The sequence below is a fragment of the Pectobacterium sp. F1-1 genome (genome assembly GCF_025643735.1).
Lineage (GTDB): Bacteria > Pseudomonadota > Gammaproteobacteria > Enterobacterales > Enterobacteriaceae > Pectobacterium > Pectobacterium colocasium.
On sequence record NZ_CP104733.1, the window covers coordinates 1,622,535 to 1,641,216 of the forward strand.

The window sequence follows — 18,682 nt, forward strand, 5'->3', positions numbered from 1 at the left end:
CGGCAACAATTATCTTTGACCGTTCAACGGGGCGTGCAAGTTATACATATTCTATTCCGCCAACGGCGAGTTGGGGTAAGGCTTGGGACGCTTGTCGGAAAGCTTACCCTCAAACAAAAAGTGTGCATTATATAAGGGATACGGCAAAAATTAGTGGCGACCGAGTGTTGTCTAGTTGGGTGTGTGATAGTAATACATAATAGCATCGACTTGATGTGTTAATCTATTTAAAATGATATTTTGTTTGGCCAGTTTTTTATTGTCATAGGACTGGTCAAATATTATTGTAGGTTTTATTTCCACACGCCAGCGCCAGATTTTTTCTGAGTATTGAGTGTTAAATATGGAATCAGAAATAAATAAACAACAGAGAAAACTATGGCTCAGCCTATTATTGGTGTTGGGGGCTCTTGGTATTGGTATTGCGGTTTGGAGTGGCGGTCTATTTTTCAGCCAGACCGAATTTGCGAATCGCCATAGCGTTGAGGTTACCTACGCCGATATTGACGATGTGGTGACTGCAGCAGGGCAGATAAGCCCGATGCAATATGTCGATGTTGGGGTTCAGGTTTCTGGGCAGATTCAGCATATTCCTGTGGCGGTGGGGGCGACCGTAAAAAAGGGGCAGCTCGTCGCGCAGATTGATCCGGAATTACAACTCGCGACGGTTGAGGCGAATCGTGCATTACTTGATAGTCAGCAGGCGGCTATACGCCAGCAGATGGCGCAGTTGACATTAGCTCAGCGCCAGAATGCCCGACAAAGAAAAATGTGGATGGAAGGGGCTGCCAGCGAACAGGACATACAGATTAGCGAAGCCAACTTGCGGGTTGCACAAGCGCAGTTAGAAAGTCTTCAAGCACAGATACGCCAAACGGAGTCAACGTTAAAAGGGGATAAGGTCAAGCTAGGTTATACCCAGATTTACGCGCCCATCGCGGGTACGGTTGTATCATTACAGGCTCGTCCCGGTCAAACGCTCAATGCAGTACAACAGACCCCCGTCATTATGCGGATTGCCGATCTAACAAAGATGACGGTATCCGTTCGTGTCTCTGAAGCGGATATTCCCCGTCTCCGTATCGGAATGCCTGTCTATTTCAGTGTTCTCGGTTATCCGAAAGTGCGTTGGACAGCCAAGTTACAGCAGATCATGCCTGCTCCGCAAGGGAGTCAGGACAACACGATGAATGGTGGTAACATGGGTGGAAGCCCCATGATGGAAACGGTATTTTATACCGCCCTTTTTGATATTGATAACGCAGATGGTCGTTTGATGTCACACATGAGCGCTCAGGTTTACCTCGTTGTGAATGCGGTAAAGCAGGCTATTAGCGTCCCGATTACCGCGTTAACACTACGCCCCGATGGGCATTTTCAGGTTGAGGTGATCCCTCCAGAAGGCGGTCATGTCAACGCGATTCCCCGTTTGGTTCAGGTGGGTATAAAAGGTCCCGTTCTTGCTCAAATCACCTCTGGGCTGAGTCTTGGTGAGCATGTTTTGTTACCACCGTTGCCGCAAATTGTGGAAAGTGATTCGTTATGGTAAATCCTACCCCTTTAATCGCGTTATCTGGTGTTAGCAAGCAGTATGGTAACGAGGCTCAGGGCTACGTTAGCGTATTACAGGATATCAATCTGACTATTCATGCCGGTGAGTTTGTCGCTCTTGTTGGTCCCTCTGGGTCGGGGAAGTCGACTCTCATGCATATCCTAGGGACTTTAGATGGTGCGACTCAGGGTGTTTACCGCTTTGCCGGACAGGATGTTTCTCGGTTAAGTGCTGATCAATTGGCACAACTTCGTCGTACGGTTTTCGGTTTTGTATTCCAGCGTTACTTTCTTATTCCTGGGATTAGTGCGCAGGAAAATGTTGAACTTCCCACCGTCTATGCTGGGCTGGAAAAAAGGTTGCGCCATGACCATGCGCAGGCATTGTTAGGCCAGCTTTCTCTATCCGATCGTTTTGACTACAAACCGGAGCAACTTTCGGGCGGACAACAGCAGCGTGTGTCTATCGCTCGGGCTTTGATAAACGGCGGCGATGTGTTGTTTGCCGATGAACCGACGGGCGCGCTTGATAGTGTTAACGGTGAGTCGGTACTGGTGTTATTGGAGACGCTGGCGGCTTCAGGAAGAACCGTTGTTTTAGTCACGCATAACCCAGATGTGGCGAATCGCGCCCGCCGCGTGATCGAATTACGCGATGGACGTATTGTTTCTGATACCGTCCGTGTTGTCTCTGCCCCAGCAGAGACAATGGGCACACATTGGCTTGTTACGGCGGGAGGGAAAACTGACCGCTATGCGTTACTGCGTCAGGCCTGGCGGACTCTGCTGTTTTCTCCATTGCGCAGTGCGCTGACATTGCTGGGGATTGCTATTGGTATTGCCTCTATTCTCGTGATGCTTGGGATTGGGGAAGGCGCTCGACAAGAAATGTCAAAAACCTTATCGCGGCTGGGTAGCACGCTAATGACCGTGATTCCGCAGAGCATTGACGCTGATGTGGCTGCGGGACGTATTACTGATGCGGATATTGAAGCGCTTAAGCGGCTACCAGATATCGACGCCGTTGTCCCCATGCTTACAGGACAGGCTACGGTGCGACAAGGCGCCTTTAATTTAAAAAGTGCCATTATTGCCACGACGGCTGAGGCGATGGCGGTCAATAACTGGGGGCTAAGCGCTGGGGCATTTATTATGCCTCTGCACGAATACGCGAATATGTCTGTCACTGTGCTGGGTGCAGAGGTCGCGCAGCGCAGTTTTCCTTCTGGAAACGCAGTAGGCAGCGACATTCTATTGAACAATATTCCGTTCACGGTGGTAGGGGTTCTTGCGCCTCAAGGCGGGGCTGACATGAACGGGAATCTTGATCAAGCTGTTATCGTGCCTTTTGGCACAGGAAGTTTACGCGTCATAGGACGGCAGAATATCGACAGCGTGACATTGAAAGCACGCTCCTTACAAACGGTAAGACGTGTGGAAAGCGAGGTGAATGATCTACTGTCTGCACGTCATCAGCGCCCTGATTTCACCATCATCAACCGGGCGGCTATTTTGCGCTCTCAGGAAGCGTCGATGGATATCATGACTGCCATGTTGGGTTCAATTGCCGCGATTTCATTGCTTGTGGGTGGAATTGGCGTGATGAACGTGATGTTAATGTCTGTTGCAGAGCGTACGCGAGAGATCGGTATTCGTCTGGCTGTCGGTGCTCGTCAGCAGGATATCCAGTTCCAGTTTCTGTGGGAAGCCATCATTCTGGCATTGAGTGGTGGCCTGGTGGGGCTACTGTCAGGGTATTTTCTTGCTCACGTTGTTCACTCTTTCGGCAAGCCAGTCGCGCTGGGTTTTCTCCCTGCTTTACTCTCTTTTTGTAGTGCGCTTGTCACCGGGCTCCTATTTGGATATTTACCCGCACGTAAAGCGGCCCAGCTCGATCCCGTTATGGCGTTGAATCAGGAATGAGGACACTAACGAAATTCAGCTATGTATTGATAGGGATGCTATGTGCGGGCTGTACAGTATTACCCATTCCTGATGATGCCGCCTCCGAATTACCGGATACCTGGTCAATAGACGTGACTTCAGCGCTGAAGCCGCCAGATAAGGGGTGGTGGAAGGCTTTTGGCAGTCAGGAGTTGAACACGCTGCTGGAAGGAGCGCTGCTGGTCAATCGTAATCTTGATACTGTTCGCCAGAACATGGAGCAAGCTCGTATCCAATGGCAGAGTAGCCAGATGGCGAAAACACCAGAGGTGAATAGCGCATTTTCTAAGAATCTTTCGGGCGTTTGGGGAGAACATCAGCGGAACAAAAGCTATGGCGCCAGCCTGTCGCTATCTTATTCTCCCGATGTCTGGGGAGCCAAACGCGCTGCTTCTTATAGTAATGAAGCGTTGTGGCGAGCTGCATCTTATGATGTTTCCGCGACGGCATTAATGTTGCGTTCGTCAGTAATTACCCAATATTTAGCACTGCTTGGCATCCGTCGTCAGATCGCGCTGGCCGAGAAAAATTTGGACATTAGCCGCAGATTATTGACCCTTGTGGAGACTAAATATGCTGCTGGTGCTGTCGCGAGACTCGACCTTGCTCAACAACAATCCTTTGTTGCGGGAATGGAAGTGATGTTTCTGCAACTGCATCAGCAATCTCGGCAGGTCAGCAAAACGCTGGCAGCGTTACTCGATAAAACGCCGCAGGAATTAATAGAGCCTAGGCTGCATATTGAAGATCTCCGCATGCCTGATATTGGCAGCGGTCTTCCTGCGGATCTCATGCACAAGCGGCCCGACCTGTTAAGTGCGGAAGCCAAATTGGCTGCTGCGGGCGCCAATATTGATGCGGCACGAGCCGCAATGTTTCCCTCGATTTCCCTTTCGGCGACCTCCAGCGTGAGCGCAGCGGGACTAAATCAGTTATTTCGGTTAGCGCCAGGGTGGGGCAGCGGTCTGGAGATTTCGCTACCGATTTGGGATCGAGCTGCTCGAGTTGATAATCAGCGTCTTGCCTTAATTAACCGAAAAATTGCGCTTAACGCCTACCGCGAAGCGCTATTGGTGGCTTTTGGTGACGTCGAAACGGCGCTCCATGCGATGTTGAATTTACAGCAGCAGCAGCGCTGGCAAGATGCACAGTTGGCGGCGGCACGGGACTCGCTAAGGCTTGCTGAGATCCGCTATAGAGAGGGAGCTGAGGATCTACAGCGTTTGCTAAACGCACAAAATGTGTTTTATAGCACGGAGCTAGCATCCAGCATATTGTGGCAACAGAGGTTGCAAGCCGCCAACGATCTGGCTGTAGCACTTGGAGGCAGCGAGTTGCAGGAGTGATATGCACTGTTGCACCTTAAGCCGCAATATCATTTCTCGGGCTGTGGGAAAAATACCACTCGACCGTTTTCTTTATTAGCTCTTCCGTCGCATCGACATAATGCTGGGGTGACGTTTTGACTTCCTGCTCCAGAATGAGAGGAAGCTCGGTGCAACCCAGAATAATTTTCTCGACGCCAGCCTGCAACAGGCGATCTTTTACCGGCGACAGCATGCTATAGGCACCGGCGATATCACCGGATTTATACGCGTAAATGCTTTCCATTACCTGTTGTTGGTCTGCATCATCCGGCGTGTAGCACTCAATATTATCGGCAATCAGGTTGTCCTGATAAATTCTCGCTTTGACCGTCGCTGTCGTTGCTAACAGGCCGACGCGCGTGGTGTTGGCACTCTTAATCGCCTGACAGGTCACATCAATGATACTGATCATCTCCGCTCGGCATTGCTGTTTTAATTCATTAAACCAATAGTGCGCGGTATTACACGGGATAATGATACATTCAGCGCCTGCATTTTCGAGAATTTTCATATATTGCAGCATTTTTTCCAGCGGTGAGGCACTGTGCTGAAGAATGCATTTTGTTCTGTCAGGGATATCGGGAATAGACACCGCAATCATGGGGATATGGTCTTGATCCCGATACGCTGGCGTGTTTTTAATCAATTTTTGCATCGCATCGACGGTGGCACCCGGCCCCATACCGCCAAGAATTCCCACGAGACTGTTCATGCTGTTAACCCTGTAGCATTATGAAATTAAAAGGATAATCGCACACTGCCGGGCAATGTGAATTGCTAAATTCCCATCTGCTATGTATGATTTGCATAACTATTGGCATCCCTATGCTTTTATTGATTTTAACCGTATACGGTGGGAAGCCGCTTTATCGGCGAGGCAGGACGTTGGCAGAGATAGGACGTTGGTATAGGGAACGAAAACATGACGCTGCGCGTTTTGAGTGAGGGGTAATGCTGAACAATATCGAAACCAAGTGGCTCTACGATTTTATCGTGCTGGAAGAACACCGGAGTTTTACGCTGGCGGCCGAGAAGCGAAATATCTCTCAATCCTCATTTAGCCGGCGCATTCAGGCGTTGGAAGCGGCGGTTGGGTTTGACATTTTCGACCGTAGCGCGCTGCCGCTGCAACTCACCGAACAGGGCCGTGTGTTTCACGCCTATATCCGCAATACGCTGGATGATTTGGAGTATCAGCTCAATAAGCTGCACGGCGGGGATAATTACAAAAACAAGATCACCATTGCGGCGGCGCATTCGCTGTCGGTCTTCATCATGCCGGAGCTGTTAAAAGACGTGCCGGATCCGCAGGAAAAAATCTTCTATGTCGAATCCATCGATGTCGATGAAGCGGTACTGAATCTCAAAGAAGGACGCAGCGACTTCATTTTCTCATTCTACAATGAGGATCTGATGGGGGAGCCCTTTATGCACGAGAAGATACTGGAATCCCGGCTTTATCCGGTCTGCGCGTGTGATAGTGCAGGGAAGCCACTGTTTGATGTCAGCGCCTCATCGGTGCCGTTACTCAACTATACCGAGACGAGCTACATGGGGCGTCAGGTCAGCCGTTACTTATCCAGCGTCGATAGCGATAAGTTTACGGTCAACTTCGTCTCTTCTATGAGCGACTTGCTCAAACGCATGACGAAAAAAGGTTATGGAATTGCCTGGCTGCCGGACTATTCCATTCAGGAAGAGCTGAAAAACAAAGAGCTGACGATCCTGAGCATGGAAAATGCGGTGATCCGCATGGGGGTTTATCTGTATCGTCTTGATGCGCGGCTGAATGTGGCCTCTGAGAAATTCTGGCGCTACATGAAAGGGCTGTCATCGACGTCTGGGCTATAAGCGGCGTGAGACCATTGAGGTGCTGAGTCATACGACCCGCACACGGGCTGCTTGACGTATGGCGAGATAAAAAAATAGCGGCCCGAAGGCCGCTATGATGAAGCATTCACTCACTCAGCATTAGCTATTTTGCGTGGCTTGCTGAGGTTCCTGATAGGCGACGACTTCGTCGGTAGCCTCTTCCTCTTCCTCATCATCATCATCATGGATATCTTTTTCCATACTGGCCACAACGGCAGTAGAGATACTGTTACCGATGACGTTAGTTGCAGTACGGCCCATATCCAGGAACTGGTCGATACCGATAATCAGCAGAATACCGGCTTCCGGCAGGCTGAACATTGGCAGCGTGGCGGCAACCACCACGATGGAAGCACGTGCTACACCCGCCATCCCTTTACTGGTGATCATCAGCGTCAGCAGAATCAGGATTTGCTGGGTAATGCTCAGATCGATGTTGTAAGCCTGTGCGATAAAAAGAATCGCAAAGGACTGGTACATCATGGAACCATCAAGGTTGAACGAATAACCGAGCGGCAGCACAAAGCTGGTGACTTTTTTCGGCACGCCGAATTTGGTCAGCGCTTCCATGGTTTTCGGGTAAGCAGACTCACTGCTCGCCGTGGCGAAAGCCAGCATGGTCGGTTCACGAATCAGCTTCGCCAGCGTAACGATGGCTTTGCCCAAGAACAGGTAGCCAACCAGGAACAGAACGCCCCACAGTACGGCCAGACCGAGGTAGAACTCACCGATCAGTTTACCGAAGTCGTAAAGCAGACCCAGACCTTGCGTGGTAATCGCGGAAGCGATTGCGGCAAAGACAGCAATAGGAGCCAGCGCCATGACGTAGTCGGTCACGCGGAACATCACTTTGGTCAGTTCTTCGATCATGGAAATGATCGTGGTCGCGTGCTTGTTTTTGCCTTTGACATAAGCCAGAGCAGAACCGAAGAACAGTGAGAACACCAGAATTTGCAGAATTTCATTGTTCGCCATCGCTTCTACGATACTTTTCGGGAAGATATGGCTGATGAAGCTCTTAAGCGTAAATCCGTCAGTGTTCAGACCTGTAGCAACCTGTTGTACAGGAATCGGCAGATTCATTCCTGCCCCTGGTTGGAACAGATTTGCGAACACCATACCGATGAGCAGAGAGATGAACGATGCGCTGACAAACCAGATCATCGCTTTCATACCGATACGACCAACGGCAGAAGAATTTCCTCCCATGCTTGCCAGGCCGGAAACCAGCGTAGCGAAGACCAGTGGCGCGATGATCATTTTAATCAGGCGCAGGAAGATATCGGTAACCATGTTGAAATAGGATGCAACTTCTTTTGCTCGACTACCATCAAGATATTGATGGCAGGCCCAGCCGATTAATATTCCCAGGACGATAGCCAAGACTATCTGTACAAGTAACTTCTGCCTTTGCATATAAACCTCATGTTGATGAATTGATTCAGACAACACAATATTATTGCCGTGTGATGGCCGATGTTTCCCTGAATACACCAAGCCCTCACCCGAATCTGTTATTGGGGTGTTGTGTCTGCCCGCAGATATTACAACGATTCTTGCTTTTTACATTTTTTTTCTGCGGATTGTTATGTAATTGTGATCTTTGTCATGCGAAAAATGCATATCCATGTCGTGTATAATGATAAATGGGGATGTGACACACCGAACGCATAAAACAAGCATGCTTCATTAATTCATTAATAAACAATGGTTTGGGTGTGTTTTTTTTGCCCGAAGAGCGGGTGCGTAATGTGTTGAATTAGTGTTGCTAATGATCTGTGGCTATACATCAATAAAACATATGTTGAATTACTTAAAGATTAAGTAAAAATAAAAGAACAATTAACGAAAAGTTTATGTACATGCATTTTTATAAAAAATTAATTTCTTAATTATTTAAAACGTGACTTTTCTTTTGTGATTTAACCTTCATTTTGTTGTTACTGGTTTAATGTTTACTTATTGTTCTATGTATTTCTATTTGTAACTTTCAAAGCATTTGGTGTGTTTAAAATGGTGTTTTTTATTTTTTAAACATATGTTACCTATGATTTGAGGCCTCGCTGTTGGTTATTTCAGCGAAAAAGCTCGATGCTTACTTTATCGTGGCAGGCGTTTTCCAGATGTTTTTTCATCCGCTCTGCTGCCGTTTCGCGTTCTCCCCGCTGTAAACAATCAAGAATGTCCAGATGTTCTGTAATCTGTTCCAGCCGCTTGGGATTGAAGGTTGGGCTGCTTTGTCGGTATTCCACCAGACGCCGTAATTGATTGACTCGTTGCAGGCTATGGTGGGCGAAACGGTTGCCGCTACAGGCGAGTAGCGTTTCATGAAAGTGCGTATTGGCATCGAACATTTCATGGGGGGGCAGCGTTAGGTAACCCCCATTGAGAATGTCTTCCTGCTGCTTACGGCAGGCGTCCAGCGTATGCTGATCGATATGAAACTGCGGCGACAGCAGGCTGATCGGCTCAAGCAGCAGACGGAAGGTAAAACTTTCCTCATAGGCGGCGACGGAATCGATAATCGGCGTGGTTCGCCAACCCTGGCCGGTGCGAAACTCCAGCCAGCCTTCCTGCTGAATTCGTGTCAGAACGTTGCGCAGAACGGAACGGGACACCTGACATTCCCGCATCAGATCCACTTCTGAAAACTGTTCCGGCAACCGGCGGGCGAGACGCATATCGACAATCTTCTGGTAGAGTGGGTCTTCGCTGCTGGTGGCTAATTCGGCGACCAGATGACCCAGTTCATGGGCCGGACGGTCAAGATAAAACCCCCGATTACGGTGGTAATGCAGCATGCCTTTTTCTGTCAGATACAGCAGTGCGGCCTTGACCGGCGTGCGTGAGGCATTCAGCACCTGCGCCAGCGACGATTCGATCAGATGTGCGCCGGGGGGCAGTTGCTCGCGGCGAATATAGGCGACAATCTGCCTGACAATCCTTGTCTGTAGGGGAGTTAAAGCCATCGCTATCCTGCTATGTCATTTAAGGGTGTTACGGGGATCGTTATGTTCTGGAGCAAGGTTCGCTTGCCTGCGAAGTAGGCTCCGGCTGGAGCCGGAGCAATCCTGCGTTACTGGTGATAGAACGGAAACGCGCCGAAGACAATACCACCGACCAGCAGCGACAGGCTGACAAAAATCGCCCATTTGATGGCAAAGCGTTGGTGATCGCCGATGTCCACTTTTGCCAGACTGACCAGCAGGTAGAGTGACGGCACCAGCGGGCTGAGCAGGTGGAACGGCTGGCCGACAATCGACGCCCGGGCGATCTCCTCTGGGGTGATACCATAGTTGACCGCCGTCTGTGCGATAACCGGTAAGATTCCGAAATAGAATGCATCGTTGGACATCAAAAAAGTAAACGGCAGGCTAATGAGCGCGGTGAATACCGCAAGATACGGGCCGAAGCTCTCTGGTATCACCTGCAGTAGGCTTTTCGCCATAGCATCCACCATCCCCGTACCGGATAAGATCCCGGTAAAAATCCCGGCGGCGAAAATGAGTGAGGTCACCGCCAACACGTTAGCCGCGTGTGAGCCGATTCGCGCTTTTTGCTCTTCCAGCTTGGGATAGTTGAGCATGACGGCGATGGCAAAGCCGACCATAAACAGCACCTGAATCGGCAGAATGCCGATCACCAGAAACACCAGAAGCAGGGTGGTCAGGACAAAGTTAGGCCAGAACATCTTAGGGCGGCGATTGGCATCGCTTTCTTCGTCACTACCGTTGCCCAGGTTGATCGAGGCATTCTGGAAGTCGCTGATATCAATGATCCCCAATCGTTTACGTTCCTGTAGCCCCAGAAACACGGCCACGCCGACCAGCGTCAGGCTGGCTAGAATAATCGCAGGGAGCATGGGAAGAAAAACGTCCAGCGCATCAACGCGCAAGGCGGCGGCGGCGCGCGCCGTGGGGCCGCCCCAGGGGGAAAGGTTCATCACACCGCTGGCGATGTTCACCAGACAGGTCAGCCCGAGCACGCTCATACCCAGCCGCTGATAGAGCGGCAGGAATGCGGCAATCGCGATCATGTAGGTTGTTGTGCTGTCGCCGTCCAGCGCAACCATTAAGGTTAATACGGCGGTGCCGACCAACACTTTCAGCGGGTCGCCCTTAACCAAACGGAGGATGAAACGCACCAACGGATCGAACAGCCCTGCATCGATCATGATGCCGAAGTAAAGGATAGAGAATGTCAGCATAACGCCCGTTGGCGCCAGCGTTTTGATGCCGTCCAGCATCATTGCTCCCAGCCCCTGATAAAAACCTGCCGCCAGCGCAAACAGCGTAGGGACGAGAATCAGCGCGATAAGCGCAGACATTCGTTTAGTCATGATCAGGTACATAAAGCAGATGACCATAGAGAAACCGAGAATAGTGAGCACAGTGAATCTCCTGTTTTTTATTATTTTCCTAATAGCTTGCTGCCTTTCTCTTCGGCAAATTTAGGGTGCCAAAAGCCGTACGGTTTTTGCATAACCGCATATCGAAAGAGATAGGAACGGGTTATTTCCTGATGTCAGAGACGTTCAGAGGAAAGACGGATAAAAGGAGGAAATTAGCTTCCGGGGTCGATACGAATAATAAACGACAGGTAATGATGGCGAGACAAGGTAACGGTAATCGGCAACATAAACGACCTCGATACGAGCGATAATAACATTCCTTTTATCCCCGCCAGCTTAAATCTAACCGATTGTTTGGCATTACGTGGAAAATTACCACGACTGGCAGGGGCTCTTTTTGTTAAAAACAAATTAAATCATTGTAAAATGAAACGCAAATTGCGCTAAATTGGAATAAAAAGCAATTGAGCAGAGAGAGGGGATACAATGGCCAACATAATTTTAAAAGATAAACAGAGGTGTGAAAATTTAATGGCTGCGTAGAAATTTATTATCGATTAACGGAAATTCATCCGCGTCCATTAATAAATCTTTACAAGATGAGGTGAGGAATAAGGGTATTATCAGAGAGGGGAGTTAAACGTTGTCTAAACCAGCATGTATTTTCTGGACGCTATGTATTTTCTCAATCACATGTCTTGTCTGGGGGCGATGTATTTCCTAAGCCGCCACGGCTTGGATTCGCGGCGGCTAGAGAAGGGGATTAGCTGACGTTTTCTGCGGTAGTACGTAACCGATCTTTCAACTGGCTGTATTCCTGCTGTACGTAGTGCTCCGCCGCTTGCTGATCGTCAATCGCCTCCACCTTAACGGCGCAGTGTTTGTATTCTGGCGTCTTAGAAACGGGATCGAGATGATCCAACGTCAGCTCATTGCAGGCGCCGATCCACCACTGGTAAGTCATGTAGACAGCACCTTTATTGATGCGTTCGCTGACGGCAACGCGAGAGATAACCTTACCGCGTCGCGACGAGATCCAGGCCAACTGCTGATCGCGGATGCCTAAACGTTTGGCGTCGTATGGGCTAACCTGCACGTAGCCGGGTTCATCCGCCAGCGTTTGTAATGCCGTACAGTTGCCTGTCATGGAACGGCAGGAATAGTGGCCGACTTCGCGCACGGTGCACAAGACCAGCGGATAATCCTCATCCACCCGCTCCATCGGCGGTCGCCATTCTGCCGTCAAGAGCAGCGCTTTCCCACCGGGGCGATCGAAGTGATTACCCGCATAGAGCCACGGCGTTCCAGGGCTGTCTTCGGTCGGGCACGGCCAGGGCACGTAGCCCAGCCCCGCCATTTTCTCGTAGGTCGCGCCATAATACAGCGGGCAGAGTGCTCGCAGTTCGTCCCAGATCTCCTGCGTGTTGTTATAGTGCATGGGATACCCGAGCGCTGTTGCCATCAGGCTGATAATTTCCCAGTCGGGTTTTACATCGCCCTGTGGCTCCACCGCTTTATAAAAACGCTGGAATCCCCGGTCGGCCGCGGTATAAACCCCTTCGTGCTCGCCCCAGGAGGTCGCAGGTAAAATCACATCGGCAATCACGGCGGTCTTGGTCATGAAGATGTCCTGCACGATCAACAATTCCAACTCGTTGAAAGCATCACGCAGCATCGACAGATCCGGCTCGGTTTGCAGCGGATCTTCACCCATTACATAGTTGGCCTTGATTTTCCCTTTCTGTATTTTGTGCGGGAGATCGGTCAGCGAGTAGCCCACTTTGTCAGAGAGTTCAGCCACGCCCCAGGCATCGGCAAATTTCGCCAGCACCGCTTTATCTGTGACTTTTTGATAACCGGGGAACATATTGGGCAGCGCGCCCATATCGCAGGCGCCCTGCACATTGTTTTGCCCACGTACTGGCCCAACGCCGACGTTCGGACGCCCCAGATTCCCGGTCAGCAGCGCCAGACCGGACAGTCCTTTGACCACATCCACGCCTTGCCCCCATTGCGTCACGCCCATTCCCCAGAGAATAGTGGCGGACGGCGCGGCGGCATAGATCCGCATCGCGTCTCGAATCAATTTCGGTGACAGACCGGTGATGTCGGCAACATATTCCGGCGTATATTTCGCGACGGTTTGGCTGAATTCTTCGAAGCCTTCGGTATGGCGGGCAACGTAAGCCTTATCATAGTGTCCTTCGTTAATCAGGACGTTGGCGAAGGCGTTGACCAGCGCCATATTGGAGCCATTTTTCAATGGCAGCCACAGATCGGCGATGCGGGCGGTTTCAATATGGCGGGGATCGCACACGATGATTTTTGCCCCACGCGCTTTGGCTTTCAGGATCCGGCGCGCCACAATGGGGTGTGAGTCTGCGGCGTTGTAGCCGAAAATCAGTATGCAGTCGGTCTTTTCAATTTCACAGATGGAATTACTCATTGCGCCGTTGCCCAGCGTAACCTGTAATCCGGCAACCGAAGGGCCGTGGCAGAGTCGGGCGCAGCAATCGACGTTATTATTCCCGGTGACTGCGCGGGCGAATTTCTGCATCACGTAATTAGTTTCATTACCGGGGCCGCGGGACGATCCCGTGTGCATAATCGACTCGGCGCCGTACTTCTCTTTAATGGTTTTTAATCGCGAGCTGGCGAAGTCGATAGCTTCATCCCAGCTCACCGCTTCAAAGGGAGCGCCTTTCTGACGTCGGATCAGCGGCTGTTTTAAACGCGGCGTCAGAATTTTCGTGTCATTAAGAAAATCCCAGCCGTAATAGCCTTTCAGGCACAGTTCACCTTCATTGGTGACACCGTTTGCCCCTTCCGCACCAACCACTTTGCCGTTCTCTACCAGCAGGTTAATTTTGCAGCCTGACCCGCAATACGGACAGACGGTAAGTACTTTCTGCATGATTATTCTCCAAAGCCGAGTCTTGGATCGTAGGAACTGCATGCTTATGGCTGGCTGTTGATGCAGTCATCTAACATTCGATAATCACCGATAAAGAAAATTAATTTACTGATCGTGGTCATGCTCAGTGCGATGAAAAATCGGCCTAACGCGTTGAGCGATGTGACCTTTTGTCCATAGGGCATCCGTCAGGAAAATAAGGTGACAGCATATTCCTCCTCTTTATCTGTTAATGCCTATACTGTTTTTGATGATATTAATTCTACATGCCACCGATTTGGCTGTGGTAGTGACGCCTATCGGCCGTTTAAAACCATGGAGACAGGCATCTCAAGGAAGATAACGCATTCTATTTGTTCGTATTTAGCGTGACTTCCCATCTGATGGGGGATGAATCAGGGAATTCCAGAACGTCTGTTAGAGCGCGTGGGATAAGGGCGCGGTATAACGGACGGTATCGTCATGGGTAAAAAGTGAATACTTTTCCGACAGAGTATGCGGGCGGGAAATATTTGTTAACGTCGCGGAGTGCATTATGGAATTTCTAAGAAATATCAGCATAAGAATAATGGTGCTGCTTATTGTGGCTTCTCTGTTAGTGGCATGGGGAGTGGCATCAGGATTCAGCCTTTACTCGCTTCATCAGGTCACAAACTTGCTTGATAAAAGTGAGACTCAGCGAAAAACGTATTCCCATCTGGTCTATGGCGCCGATCAATATTTTCGCGCTGTAACTCGTATGGAAAGAACGATGGATTATTTGCAGCGTAATGAGCCAGAAAACGCCAAACAGACGTTGGATATGGCACAGATAGCGCTAAAGAATACCAAAGATTCGCTGGAGAAATTCCAGATGGCAGAGCACGTTGGCGTCGAGCCTGCGACGGTTGACGCGGTAAACAAAACGTGGAGCACTCTGATTGCTACTGCGCTCGACCCGATGAACGCGGCGCTACAGCGTAATGATTACGAAGGATTTCGGCAAATATTTCGCTCCGTGTATCCCCCCATTAGTCTGACGTTTGGTGAAGACATTAAACGCTATTCGGACAGCATCACGGCCTCCTCATTGATTCCAAGTGTCAATGAACACAATGTCGAGAATCGCAATGCAATCATTGCCGTGATGGTGATTGGTCTCATCGTGTTGATGTTTACGGAATTCTATTTGAAAAACTATCTGGTTGCTCCGATTTCTGTGCTGAAATCTCATTTGGCACAGCTCACGGCAGGCCGTTTAGGCTGTGAACTGGCGGAATTTGGCATGAACTGTGCTGGCCGGCTGATTCCCGATATCAAGAAGTTGCAGAAAAGTTTGCGTGATACGGTAACGGTCATCCGGCAGAGCACGACGGAGATCAATAACGGGACATCAAGTATCAAGAATGGTAACGATGACCTCTCCAGCCGTACGGAACAGCAGGCGGCGGCATTGCAGCAGACGGCTGCCAGTATGGAAGAGATCAGCTCGACGGTGCGGCAAACCACCGAACACGTTCATCAGGCGCGTAAGCTGGCGCAGGACGCGGCCAACATGGCGGAAAAAGGCGGGAATATCAGCACTAATGTGATGACGACGATGGATGGGATTAGCGCCAGTTCCCGACAAATTTCCGATATCACCTCGGTCATTAACAGCATCGCGTTTCAGACCAATATTCTGGCGCTGAATGCGGCGGTTGAAGCGGCGCGTGCAGGAGAGCAAGGGCGGGGTTTTGCCGTGGTGGCGGGGGAAGTTCGCACGCTGGCACAGCGCAGTGCGCAGGCGGCAAAAGAGATTGAATCGCTGATTGCAGAATCCGTATCGCGGGTGGAAAACGGTGCGGGATTGGTGAAACAATCAGGTGAGGCCATGACGGCAATTATTGCTTCTATTGCGCATGTCAATGATCTGATTGGCGAAATTTCGGCAGCAACGGATGAGCAAACACGGGGTATTACGCAGATTAGTCAGGCGGTGCACGAAATGGATAGCGTCACACAGCAGAATGCGTCGTTGGTAACGCAATCGGCAGCGGCGGCCGCCCGCCTGGATGAACAAACGAGCGAACTTTCCGCTGTAGTCGATGTGTTTGATCTGGATTCAGACCAGGATACCGATGTGACGTTTTCTCGTCCGGTGGTTGCAGCCCCTGTTCATCGTCCTATTCAGCAGAATGTTACACCGCTGTTGTCAGCACATAGCCGCAATAGCGGGGGATGGGAAAAATTCTGATTCGACATGGGAAACGTGTGACAGAACGTGCACATGTGGGCTGACGCGAAAACGAGATAAGCCATGAGGCTAGCGACAAACTTGGCGGGAAGGAGGGCGTCCGCCGGGGTCTGTTGGTCTCTGGTTATCAGTTGAATGCCACCGTGATTGAAGTGATGGGTGATGGCTCAAAAATAGTGGCGAAAGGCACGGCTAATCCCTTGGACTACCGGGGAAAATAGCATTTTTCTCTGTAAATCTGACCGTGTTACTGTAAAGAAATGCCATTTTAAGACGAGGGTCTCTAGGCCGTCGATGGTTTTTTATTAACATTGGCATTATTTTTGCTTTTCATTTTCGAATAACTTTCGTCGTTTTTGCGATCAAAAAACGGCGTTTTTCCAGAATGATAAAAATAAAATAGGAACGTTAGGCTTTAATTATCGATTGAAATTTTTAATTACAAATAAAAGAATTTATTGCGAATGTTTTCGTGACCTAAATCAAGACAGATGGCGGCTTCAAAGTGATAATAAGAATAACTATCATTTGTGCTTCATCACACGCTTATGTCTATCTGGCAAAAAACGCTTCTATTGTTGTGTTGGCTGTTGAGTTGTTCAGTGGCAGTTGCCGCGACCGATTACGCTTCATTCATTCAGGATATCGAAACCCGGCTGGATAAAACGGCTCAGCTCTATGAGCAGCAAAAGCCGGATGATGCCCGCACCGAAGTTCAGATGGCCTATTTCGAGGTGTTTGAAAACCTTGAAGGCCCTATCCGTATCAACCTTTCCGCGCAAAAAAGCTATCAGCTAGAGGCCACATTCGGTGAAATTCGCCGCATGATTGGCGAAGGAAAGCCACAAACCCAGGTACAGGCAAAAATTTCATGGTTGAAGGGCGAGCTGGATGCCGTTCTGCCCGTGCTGTCAGAAGGCCACAAGCTGGTTGCACAGGAGCAGCACGGTGCCTATGACAACACGGATATTGCACCGTATTGGCAGCAGAGTTTCAAAATCATCGATGACCAGCTCGCGCAGGCCGTGGCGGAATATCAGTCCGGTGATTACAAAAAGGCCAGTCAGAGCGTACAACAGGCTCACTATCAGGGGTTTAAAAACTCTGAAATGGAGATGTCGGTCAGGCAAAACCGCTCGGCGCAGCAGGCCGCTTCCATTAATCAACAATTCTCCGCACTGATTACGCTAGCTGGCCAGCCCGACCAACTGACAGACGTCGCCTATCGGGTAACCACGCTGTTGCAGGACATCGAAGATGTCTTACCGGGATTGCCGACAACGCGCGACAGCCAGCAGGCAACGGCGGCGCCCACTGCCAACGCGGATACGGGTGCGATACCGGATGCCAACTGGGCGAAAGTTGCCGACGATATTAATCAGGCCATTGCTGCTGCGATTGCGCAGTATCGTCAAGGTCAGACTAAGCCTGCCATCATGGCGGTGCAGGACACCTATTTCGATCTGTTTGAAGCCACGGGCATGGAGAACAAAATTGGTTCTCGCGATGCGGCGTTCAAATCTACGCTGGAAGGCTATTTTACCCGTTTGGTGAGTCTGATGAATGCCAAACAACCCGCGGAGCAACTTCAAGGGCAGGCCGAGGCATTGCAACAGGAACTGGCGAAGGCGGTCACCATGCTGGGCGACGGCGGTGAAACGCACTGGAGTTTGTTGATCTACAGCCTGCTGATTATTGTGCGCGAAGGTCTGGAAGCCTTGCTGATTGTGGCGGCAATCGTGGCCTATCTGGTGAAAAACAACCAGCAGGACAAGCTGTCGCTGATTCGTCAGTCGGTTTATGTCGCGCTGCTGTGTAGCGTGATTACCGCCGTCCTCTTCCAACTTCTCTTCACCAATTCCGGCGCCAGTCGTGAGCTGCTGGAAGGCATTACGATGCTGATCGCCGTGGTGATGTTGTTCTTCATGAGCTACTGGCTGTTGTCCAAAGTTGAGGCGCGGCACTGGAAGGCTTATCTGGAAGGCAAGCTGTCCCACTCGTTGAGCAGCGGTTCCATGATTGGCCTGTGGTTGACCAGTTTTCTGGCGGTGTATCGCGAAGGCGCGGAAACGGTGCTGTTCTATTACGCGCTGGTCGGCGATGCCAGCAACATGGCGGGGCACCTCTCTATTTTGGCTGGGTTTGCCATCGGTTGTGTGATTCTGCTGATCGCTTATCTCGTGATGCGCTACACCATTGTCAAACTGCCGCTTAAGCCGTTCTTCATGTTTACCGGCTGCTTTATGTACCTGATGGCATTTGTGTTTGCGGGTAAGGGTGTGTTGGAACTGATCGAAGGCAAACTGTTTGAGCCGACGCTGCTGACCGGCGTGCCGGAAATCAGCGGGTTGGGTATTTATCCTTATGTGGAAACGCTGATTCCACAAGGCGTGCTGGTTGTCGCGGCGTTAATTGCCCTGTGGGTGATGCTGCGCAGGGCGTCAGCCGTCTGATAAAGCATCCATGCA

Annotated in this window: 11 protein-coding genes; 6 read left to right on the plus strand and 5 right to left on the minus strand. The window is 50.3% G+C overall.

What is annotated here, in order from left to right:
- Nucleotides 1-343: 343 nt before the first annotated feature.
- Genes NAL19_RS07095 through NAL19_RS07105 form a run of 3 tightly spaced genes read left to right on the plus strand, consistent with a single transcriptional unit; the run spans nucleotide 344 to nucleotide 4,841 of the window.
- Complete coding sequence (locus NAL19_RS07095; protein ID WP_225087502.1) at nucleotides 344-1,549, plus strand: efflux RND transporter periplasmic adaptor subunit; 1,206 nt, start codon at nucleotides 344-346, stop codon at nucleotides 1,547-1,549.
- A complete protein-coding gene (locus NAL19_RS07100) occupies nucleotides 1,543-3,474 on the plus strand; it encodes an ABC transporter permease (protein ID WP_225087503.1) in 1,932 nt (643 codons plus the stop codon). The genes NAL19_RS07095 and NAL19_RS07100 overlap by 7 nt, the downstream gene beginning before the upstream one ends.
- Nucleotides 3,471-4,841, plus strand: coding sequence for an efflux transporter outer membrane subunit (locus NAL19_RS07105; RefSeq protein ID WP_225087504.1), 1,371 nt, complete (start codon nucleotides 3,471-3,473; stop codon nucleotides 4,839-4,841). Before NAL19_RS07100 ends, NAL19_RS07105 begins: the two co-directional genes overlap by 4 nt.
- A 16-nt stretch (nucleotides 4,842-4,857) precedes the next feature.
- On the opposite strand, the gene NAL19_RS07110 is transcribed toward NAL19_RS07105, so the two are convergent.
- The gene (locus NAL19_RS07110) at nucleotides 4,858-5,574 is read right to left on the minus strand and encodes an aspartate/glutamate racemase family protein (protein WP_263059235.1); all 717 of its coding nucleotides are present in this window, start codon (nucleotides 5,572-5,574) and stop codon (nucleotides 4,858-4,860) included.
- Between the two features lie 239 nt (nucleotides 5,575-5,813).
- Here NAL19_RS07110 and hypT point away from each other — a divergent pair, with 239 nt between their 5' ends.
- Nucleotides 5,814-6,713 carry a hypochlorite stress DNA-binding transcriptional regulator HypT gene (gene hypT, locus NAL19_RS07115; RefSeq protein WP_129703913.1) on the plus strand — a complete coding sequence of 300 codons (900 nt, stop codon included), beginning with the start codon at nucleotides 5,814-5,816 and terminating at the stop codon, nucleotides 6,711-6,713.
- Between the two features lie 120 nt (nucleotides 6,714-6,833).
- Here hypT and NAL19_RS07120 read toward each other — a convergent pair whose 3' ends face one another.
- From NAL19_RS07120 to fdhF, 4 genes are all read right to left on the minus strand, one after another.
- Nucleotides 6,834-8,150 carry a dicarboxylate/amino acid:cation symporter gene (locus tag NAL19_RS07120; RefSeq protein ID WP_263059236.1) on the minus strand — a complete coding sequence of 439 codons (1,317 nt, stop codon included), beginning with the start codon at nucleotides 8,148-8,150 and terminating at the stop codon, nucleotides 6,834-6,836.
- Between the two features lie 659 nt (nucleotides 8,151-8,809).
- The gene (locus NAL19_RS07125) at nucleotides 8,810-9,703 is read right to left on the minus strand and encodes a GntR family transcriptional regulator (protein ID WP_263059237.1); all 894 of its coding nucleotides are present in this window, start codon (nucleotides 9,701-9,703) and stop codon (nucleotides 8,810-8,812) included.
- A 107-nt stretch (nucleotides 9,704-9,810) separates the two neighbouring features.
- Nucleotides 9,811-11,124: a CitMHS family transporter gene (locus NAL19_RS07130; RefSeq protein WP_263059238.1), complete on the minus strand. Its 1,314-nt coding sequence runs from the start codon at nucleotides 11,122-11,124 to the stop codon at nucleotides 9,811-9,813.
- 724 nt (nucleotides 11,125-11,848) lie between these two features.
- Nucleotides 11,849-13,999, minus strand: coding sequence for a formate dehydrogenase subunit alpha (gene fdhF / locus NAL19_RS07135; protein WP_263059239.1), 2,151 nt, complete (start codon nucleotides 13,997-13,999; stop codon nucleotides 11,849-11,851).
- Nucleotides 14,000-14,534: 535 nt separating this feature from the next.
- Here fdhF and NAL19_RS07140 point away from each other — a divergent pair.
- Nucleotides 14,535-16,214: a methyl-accepting chemotaxis protein gene (locus tag NAL19_RS07140; RefSeq protein WP_263059240.1), complete on the plus strand. Its 1,680-nt coding sequence runs from the start codon at nucleotides 14,535-14,537 to the stop codon at nucleotides 16,212-16,214.
- A gap of 548 nt (nucleotides 16,215-16,762) precedes the next feature.
- Complete coding sequence (locus tag NAL19_RS07145) at nucleotides 16,763-18,667, plus strand: FTR1 family protein (protein ID WP_263059241.1); 1,905 nt, start codon at nucleotides 16,763-16,765, stop codon at nucleotides 18,665-18,667.
- Nucleotides 18,668-18,682 lie beyond the last annotated feature (15 nt).

Coding starts and splice junctions, on each gene's coding strand:
- NAL19_RS07095 (WP_225087502.1), top strand. CDS start 344: ATGGAATCAGAAATAAATAAACAACAGAGAAAACTATGGCTCAGCCTA.
- NAL19_RS07100 (WP_225087503.1), top strand. CDS start 1,543: ATGGTAAATCCTACCCCTTTAATCGCGTTATCTGGTGTTAGCAAGCAG.
- NAL19_RS07105 (WP_225087504.1), top strand. CDS start 3,471: ATGAGGACACTAACGAAATTCAGCTATGTATTGATAGGGATGCTATGT.
- NAL19_RS07110 (WP_263059235.1), bottom strand. CDS start 5,574: ATGAACAGTCTCGTGGGAATTCTTGGCGGTATGGGGCCGGGTGCCACC.
- hypT (WP_129703913.1), top strand. CDS start 5,814: ATGCTGAACAATATCGAAACCAAGTGGCTCTACGATTTTATCGTGCTG.
- NAL19_RS07120 (WP_263059236.1), bottom strand. CDS start 8,150: ATGCAAAGGCAGAAGTTACTTGTACAGATAGTCTTGGCTATCGTCCTG.
- NAL19_RS07125 (WP_263059237.1), bottom strand. CDS start 9,703: ATGGCTTTAACTCCCCTACAGACAAGGATTGTCAGGCAGATTGTCGCC.
- fdhF (WP_263059239.1), bottom strand. CDS start 13,999: ATGCAGAAAGTACTTACCGTCTGTCCGTATTGCGGGTCAGGCTGCAAA.
- NAL19_RS07140 (WP_263059240.1), top strand. CDS start 14,535: ATGGAATTTCTAAGAAATATCAGCATAAGAATAATGGTGCTGCTTATT.
- NAL19_RS07145 (WP_263059241.1), top strand. CDS start 16,763: ATGTCTATCTGGCAAAAAACGCTTCTATTGTTGTGTTGGCTGTTGAGT.